1 rRNA gene is annotated in these 1250 nt (G+C 57.5%); it reads left to right on the top strand.

From position 1 onward, the window contains the following. Positions 1 to 174 precede the first annotated feature (174 nt). Positions 175 to 1250 (top strand): 23S ribosomal RNA (locus ACFVJ5_RS35745); the annotation flags it as partial.

A 1250-nucleotide genomic window follows, 5' to 3' on the forward strand; every position in this document is an offset into this window, starting at 1 on the left:
GGAGCGTGGAACGCATGATCACCGGACGGGACTGGGCCGGGCACGCTGTTGGGTGTCTGAGGGTACGGCCGCAAGGTCGCCTTCAGTGCCGGCCCCGGTAAAGGTCTGCTTCGGCGGATCGTGACGGGTGGCTGGTCGTTGTTTGAGAACTGCACAGTGGACGCGAGCATCTGTGGCCAAGTTTTTAAGGGCGCACGGTGGATGCCTTGGCACCAGGAACCGATGAAGGACGTGGGAGGCCACGATAGTCCCCGGGGAGCCGTCAACCAGGCTTTGATCCGGGGGTTTCCGAATGGGGAAACCCGGCAGTCGTCATGGGCTGTCACCCACTGCTGAACACATAGGCAGTGTGGAGGGAACGAGGGGAAGTGAAACATCTCAGTACCCTCAGGAAGAGAAAACAACCGTGATTCCGGGAGTAGTGGCGAGCGAAAGCGGATGAGGCTAAACCGTGTACATGTGATACCCGGCAGGGGTTGTGTATGCGGTGTTGTGGGAATTCTTTTGATCGGTCTGCCGGCCGGTCGGCGAGTCAGAAACCGTTGATGTAGTCGAAGGACATGCGAAAGGTCCGGCGTAGAGGGTAAGACCCCCGTAGCCGAAACATTAACGGCTCGTTTGAGAGACACCCAAGTAGCACGGGGCCCGAGAAATCCCGTGTGAATCTGGCGGGACCACCCGCTAAGCCTAAATATTCCCTGGTGACCGATAGCGGATAGTACCGTGAGGGAATGGTGAAAAGTACCGCGGGAGCGGAGTGAAATAGTACCTGAAACCGTGTGCCTACAAGCCGTGGGAGCGTCGCTGTATGAGCTTGCACATCAGTCGTGACTGCGTGCCTTTTGAAGAATGAGCCTGCGAGTTTGCGGTGTGTTGCGAGGTTAACCCGTGTGGGGAAGCCGTAGCGAAAGCGAGTCCGAATAGGGCGATTGAGTTGCACGCTCTAGACCCGAAGCGGAGTGATCTAGCCATGGGCAGGTTGAAGCGGAGGTAAGACTTCGTGGAGGACCGAACCCACCAGGGTTGAAAACCTGGGGGATGACCTGTGGTTAGGGGTGAAAGGCCAATCAAACTCCGTGATAGCTGGTTCTCCCCGAAATGCATTTAGGTGCAGCGTCGTGTGTTTCTTGCCGGAGGTAGAGCACTGGATAGGCGATGGGCCCTACCGGGTTACTGACCTTAGCCAAACTCCGAATGCCGGTAAGTGAGAGCACGGCAGTGAGACTGTGGGGGATAAGCTCCATGGTCGA

The sequence above is a fragment of the Nocardia sp. NPDC127606 genome (assembly GCF_042671725.1).
Taxonomy (GTDB): domain Bacteria; phylum Actinomycetota; class Actinomycetes; order Mycobacteriales; family Mycobacteriaceae; genus Nocardia.